Origin of the sequence: Desulfomicrobium macestii (assembly GCF_014873765.1) — a bacterium.
In the GTDB taxonomy this organism is placed as follows: Bacteria; Desulfobacterota; Desulfovibrionia; order Desulfovibrionales; family Desulfomicrobiaceae; genus Desulfomicrobium; species Desulfomicrobium macestii.
In genome coordinates, this window is the sequence record NZ_JADBGG010000071.1 from 1 (window position 1) to 5,609 (window position 5,609).

Annotated in this window: 5 protein-coding genes; 4 read left to right on the forward strand and 1 reads right to left on the reverse strand. The window is 50.1% G+C overall.

Annotated elements, in window-relative coordinates; translation table 11 throughout:
• The first annotated feature begins 110 nt into the window (after positions 1-110).
• The 4 genes from H4684_RS20210 to H4684_RS21330 all read left to right on the forward strand — a co-directional run bounded on the left by H4684_RS20210 (position 111) and on the right by H4684_RS21330 (position 4,280).
• Positions 111-1,634, forward strand: a complete 1,524-nt coding sequence (locus H4684_RS20210; RefSeq protein WP_192625139.1) for an ATP-binding protein — start codon at positions 111-113, stop codon at positions 1,632-1,634.
• Between the two features lie 3 nt (positions 1,635-1,637).
• The gene (locus tag H4684_RS20215) at positions 1,638-2,012 is read left to right on the forward strand and encodes a response regulator (RefSeq protein ID WP_092192672.1); all 375 of its coding nucleotides are present in this window, start codon (positions 1,638-1,640) and stop codon (positions 2,010-2,012) included.
• Between the two features lie 153 nt (positions 2,013-2,165).
• Positions 2,166-3,848 carry a methyl-accepting chemotaxis protein gene (locus H4684_RS20220; protein ID WP_225940589.1) on the forward strand — a complete coding sequence of 561 codons (1,683 nt, stop codon included), beginning with the start codon at positions 2,166-2,168 and terminating at the stop codon, positions 3,846-3,848.
• A 36-nt stretch (positions 3,849-3,884) separates the two neighbouring features.
• Positions 3,885-4,280, forward strand: a complete 396-nt coding sequence (locus H4684_RS21330) for an Rpn family recombination-promoting nuclease/putative transposase (RefSeq protein WP_225940590.1) — start codon at positions 3,885-3,887, stop codon at positions 4,278-4,280.
• Here H4684_RS21330 and H4684_RS20230 read toward each other — a convergent pair.
• Positions 4,236-5,540, reverse strand: a complete 1,305-nt coding sequence (locus tag H4684_RS20230) for a class I adenylate-forming enzyme family protein (protein ID WP_192625141.1) — start codon at positions 5,538-5,540, stop codon at positions 4,236-4,238. The genes H4684_RS21330 and H4684_RS20230 overlap by 45 nt on opposite strands.
• Between the last annotated feature and the right edge of the window lie 69 nt (positions 5,541-5,609).

A 5,609-nucleotide genomic window follows, 5' to 3' on the forward strand; every position in this document is an offset into this window, starting at 1 on the left:
TAGGGGTGCACACCAAGTGGCTCCATTAAGGGTGCCGATGAACTGGCTCCATTAGGGTGCCGACGTTTTGGCTTCATAGGGGTGCTGATCAACAATTGGTGCATGGAGGCATGTATCTTGGGCTTGGAGCCCTTGGCGGCTGGATCAATAGCGGTTTTTATCAGGGCTCGACCGCAGCCGGGCTGGCTTTGCGCATCTGGGCAGGAGAGGCTCCCTCTTCAATTGCTGTGGTCGGAGAAAACGTCAATTCAGTCACCCTCGATTATCAGGTGATGAAACGCTGGGGCATCGACCCGGCCGCCGTTAAAATTTCCGAACAAGTCAATTTCATAAATGAACCGGAAACACAGTGGCATGGTTACGGGTTTTATCTGATCGCAGCCGTGGCCTTTATCATCCTGGAGGGGCTGCTCATCCTATGGCTGCTGCATCTATTGCGACAGCAGCGAATCTTGCGCAATCAAACCCTTCAAAGTGAGGCCAGATTCCGCGGACTTTTCGACCTGACTCCAATCCCGCTTTGCTATACTTTGAATGATGGTCGATTTGTCGCCGTGAATCAGGCATTCACAGAGGTACTGGGTTATACAGTGGAAGATCTTCCTGCTATCGATGACTGGTGGCTGAAGGCTTATCCCGACCCTCGTTACAGAAGTTCGGTACTGGAATCCTGGCAGCGCAGCGGTTTCATGAATTCAGACGGCATACCAAAAGCGCATGAGCGTCGTGTGGCTGCCAAGGATGGCACGGAGCACGTCATGCTCATATATTACAACTTTCTGGACAATTACAGTATTGCCAGCATGGTCGACATAACCGAACACAAGAAAATGCAGGAGATGATGGTTCAGACGGAGAAAATGATCTCCGTGGGCGGCATCTCTGCGGGCATCGCCCATGAGATAAACAATCCTCTGGGCATCATATTGCAAGCTGTACAGACCTTGGCACAGCGTATGCGTCCGGATTTTTCCAAGAATCGGGAAGTTGCCAAGAGTATGGGGCTCGATCTGGAACTGCTGGAAAAATATTCTCGAGCGCGTAAACTCAACATGTTTATTGCGGATATCGAATCCGCTGCGCTTCGCGCTGCAAGCATTATTCGGCACATGCTCGATTTCAGCCGTATGAGCCAGTCTCACCGGTTGAGTTGCAGTATGCCCGTCATCATCGATAAGGCCCTTGCGTTGGCCTCCAATGATTTTGACTTGAAGAAGAGTTTCGATTTCAAGAAAATATCCATCATAAAGCATTACATTGATCCCCTCCCCGATATTGAGTGCACGGAAACCGACATTGAACAGGTGGTACTCAACCTGCTGCGCAACTCCGCGCAAGCAATGGGCGCTGACTGCGAGGCACCGCGTATCGAAATCCATCTGTCCTGTCAGGGAGACTGGCTACGATTGGAGATTAGGGACAATGGGCCAGGTATTCCTGTGGATATTCAGCGCCGCATCTTTGAGCCCTTCTTCACCACCAAGGCCCCGGGTGTCGGCACCGGTCTGGGATTATCTGTTTCCTATTTCATCATTACCAATGGACATGGAGGGAAGATGAGCGTTCAATCAACTCCTGGAAACGGAACAGTCTTCGTCATCGAGTTACCGGTACGCAGTAACCCAGAGGGATAGGGAATGAAAAATTTGAATCGGGTACTTCTGGTTGATGATGAAGCACAGATCCGTTCGAGCTTCGTGGCATATTGCGAGGATTACGAAGAGTTCGCAATTTTGGTCGCAGCTTCGGCTGAGGAGGGACTGGGTATCCTGGAACGCGATGGAGCGGATTTGTGCATTGTGGACATGCGCTTGCCGGGTATGCACGGCGGTGATTTCATCAGGGCTGCGTCGTGCCGGTGTAGGCGCTTTCTGATCCACACCGGTTCCGTGGATACGGAGCTTACCACTGAACTGGAGTCTCTGGGCATGAGTAGCAAGGATGTGCTTATGAAACCGTGCAGTATGTCTCGCATGATTGAACGGATTCGACATCATTTATCCTTGCCGTAAATATGTTTTTCTGTACAACTTGCACAAAATTCTTTTGCGCAGACTCAATGCGTGACTCAAAAACTCAATTGCGCTCTTTTTTTTCTGGAATTCTATTGTACTAATTTTGATTTATTATTTCATTTTTTTTAACATTGCTCCACGGGAGGGGCCATGCTGAGTAAATTTCGCATACGCGGCCGTCTGTTCATCATTCTTGGCCTCAATATCGCTTTGATTGCGATCATGGGGTTTGTGGCTTTTTTTATGGCCACGTCCATCAACGGAAAATTGTCTCTGGTGCTTGGGCGCGACCTGCCGGGAACGGCGGTTTTGCTCGAAGCGGATCGCGATCTGCATCAGATGCTTTTGGCTGAGCGGGGTCTGCTGTTGAGCGTTCCCGGAACCGCCGAGTATGACAACAACATGAAGTCCTACAGGGAAAACATGGAGCAGGCGGACAGTCGTCTGAAAAAGTTCATCGCGGTCAGCTTCTCCGAGGAGAAGAAGGAACTGGTCGATCAGTACGTCAGGGACAGGGCGGCCTGGGAAGCGGTTTCGAATAGGATTATAGAGTTGCGCGCAAGGTCCACGGGGGAAGCGAGCCCGGAAGCCGTCGAGATGGCCATTACGGATGGCGCTGCAAAATTCGACATCATGCGCGAGCATATCAACAAACTGACCGAAATTGTCGATAACGACGCAAAGGATGCGGGGCAGGAAGCGGCGGCTGCCTTTGAGCGGCTCAAGCTCATTCTGGCAATCATCACATTCGGCAGTATTTTTGTGGGTGGGGCGCTGACCTTGTTCATCTCCAACGGCATAACGGGTCCCTTGGGGCGCATGATTGCCATGCTGCGTGACATTGCCGAAGGTGAGGGCGATCTGACCAAAAGAATCAAGGACCAGTCCGGTATGGAAACCCAGGAATTGGCCGAATGGTTCAACCAGTTTGTGGATAGGGTGCACAACATCATCAAGGACGTCGCCCACAATTCAAGTCAAGTCAGCATGGCCGCGCGGACCCTGCTGGAACTTGCAGGCAACCTGAGCAGTTCTTCCGGTAGCATGACTGGAACTTCAAATACGGTTGCGGCCTCGGCGGAGGAAATGAGCGCGAACATGAACAGCGTGGCCGCGTCCATGGAGCAGTTTACCGTGAACATAGGCACCGTGGCCACAAGTTCCGAAGAGATGAGCGCGACCATCACGGAAATTTCGGTCAGCACCGGCAAGGCCAAGGACATAACAGGACAGGCTGTTGCCGCCGCCGGGAAAGCCTCCGTGCAGGTCAACGAGCTTGGCACGGCGGCGCAGGATATCGGCAAGGTTACCGAGGCCATATCGGCCATTTCATCCCAGACCAACCTGTTGGCCCTGAATGCGACCATCGAAGCGGCCAGGGCTGGAGAAGCGGGGCGCGGCTTTGCTGTGGTCGCCAATGAAATCAAGGAATTGGCTCAGCAGACCGCTCGTGCCACTGAGGAGATCCGGGGCAAGATCCAGGGCATCCAACAGACCACCGGGCAGACGGTGCAGGAGATTGGCCAGATCAGCAGCGTGATCAACGACGTGGACTCCATCGTGGGCAGCATCGCGGCGGCGGTGGAAGAGCAGTCCGTGACGACCCGCGACATCGCCGACAATGTCGGACAAGCCTCCATTGGCGTGCAGCAGGTCAACGAGAATGTCGCACAGGCCGATTCGGTGCTGCGAACCATCGCCAGGGATGTGACTTCGGTCAATGCCGCTTCAGGTGAAGTGGCCCAAACCGCCGAATCCATGCATGCGAATTCCCAGTCCCTGGCCCGCTTGGCCGAAAACCTCGACGCAATGGTGAGTAAATTCAAAATCTAGGCAACATTGCTTTCTTGGTAAAACGCAATGTCCGCGATGGGTGTGTTGGACACTCTGTCTATCGGCAAGGACACATTTGTAGGCGGGGATCAACGAGAGCATTATTCAGACATGCTTTACTCGGTTCGGCTTGTGGGCGGGAAATCTGCGTACGTGTACCTTCTTTTTGAACACAAGAGCAGCCCCGCCCGTTTTGTCGCATTGCAACTGTTGCGCTACATGCTCGAAATCTTGGAGCTTCACCGTAAACAAAATGAAAAGAGTGGATTTCGCGCCACTGTCCGACTTCTCAAGGGTAACTCAGGCTCTTTCATGACGTATTGCAGTGTACTCTGTCATTGCGATCAATATTTTATTTATTCTACATTCGTCAGATTTAATCTGTCTCTAGTATCTTTTAACTTTTCCGCTCGCAGTGTGAAGGATCTCTGATACAGAGATAATTTTAAGGGGAAGTTTGTATTGTTGTAAGTATTTTTTATAGTGATTTATTATAAAATATTTGTCAACTTTTTTATCTTTTGATAAAATTACTTCTGCTACAATAATGTTTCCGATTCGTTGTTCTGGAATTCCGTAAACTCGTGATTTTAAAATTGCTGGATGAGATTCGAGAACGGATTCAATTTCTTCTGGAAAAACTTTCAATCCGGCCACATTTATTTGAGATGCTTTTCTTCCAACAAGCTTTAAACAGTTTTTTTCTATAATTCCAAGATCTCCACTTAAAAAATAGCTATCCATATCAAGAATTGCTGGCATTCGCTGCGGATAAATATATCCAGAAAATATGGATGAACTTTTGATGCATACTTCTCCAACGTGTCCGTCAGCGGCTTTGTTTCCTTCTTCGTCGCAAATTCGAATGTCGAATCCTGGCGCTGCAGGACCTACCGTCATCGGATTTGAATTATCTTGAGTGTTGATGCAGACGAGGCCTGCTTCGATTATTCCATAAGCTTGCCTGAGCGGATGGCCGAAACGATGTTGAAAAGAAACTGCTACGGATTCAGATAAGGGTTGTCCTGTAGATATTGCCCATCGCAGATGTGGAAGTTTTTCTGTGCTCGAATCTGCGGCCAGCATGCGAAACAGCCAAGGACTGCCGTAGAGCAGGGTTGCTTGATGTTTTTGAGCCAATGAGAGAACCGTTTCTGGTCGCGTGTCGGGAGCGAGGATGACCGTTGTCCCGGCCATAAGATAAGCAAGTATTGAAGATGCAAAATGCAAGCTTGCAGACATAGTCCATATTATTTTGTCTTCGATCCCAAGTTTAAGAGCTCTGGCTACTGAATCAGTTCTTGCTTCAATACACTGATGTGAAAGGACGACGCCCTTGCTTGCACCAGTTGTTCCAGAAGTCGGACGAATAAAGGCTGTTGATTCATGTTCTGGATAACAGGTTCTAGTACTGTCCAGTAATTCTATCTCAATTTTTTTTTCTCTTCGCTCCAAGATGGCATCTGCTTCGCAACAACGCAGGTGGTCATTTTTCTCCTGGTCTGATGCATTTGGAGGCAGCGCAATGAGTGCATGGCCTTTCAATATCACGGCTAGCGCAAGGAGAATGTCGTCAATGGAGTTGGCCAAAGACATGGCAATGCGAGCTTTACGGTTTTCTGTAAATTTCAGGGCTTCGGCCTGCTTTCGGACTTCGCGGTCGAGATGACCTGCCGGGAAACTTCGGACCACTCAATTCTTGAGAGTTTCCCCACGGTTCAGGTTTTTCCCATACTGCCGACAGAAATGTTCTGGCGTCAT

What these genes read in the sequence shown, in the direction of transcription:
- H4684_RS20220 (WP_225940589.1), top strand. Translation starts at nt 2,166, where the DNA reads ATGCTGAGTAAATTTCGCATACGCGGCCGTCTGTTCATCATTCTTGGC.
- H4684_RS20210 (WP_192625139.1), top strand. Translation starts at nt 111, where the DNA reads ATGTATCTTGGGCTTGGAGCCCTTGGCGGCTGGATCAATAGCGGTTTT.
- H4684_RS20215 (WP_092192672.1), top strand. Translation starts at nt 1,638, where the DNA reads ATGAAAAATTTGAATCGGGTACTTCTGGTTGATGATGAAGCACAGATC.
- H4684_RS21330 (WP_225940590.1), top strand. Translation starts at nt 3,885, where the DNA reads ATGGGTGTGTTGGACACTCTGTCTATCGGCAAGGACACATTTGTAGGC.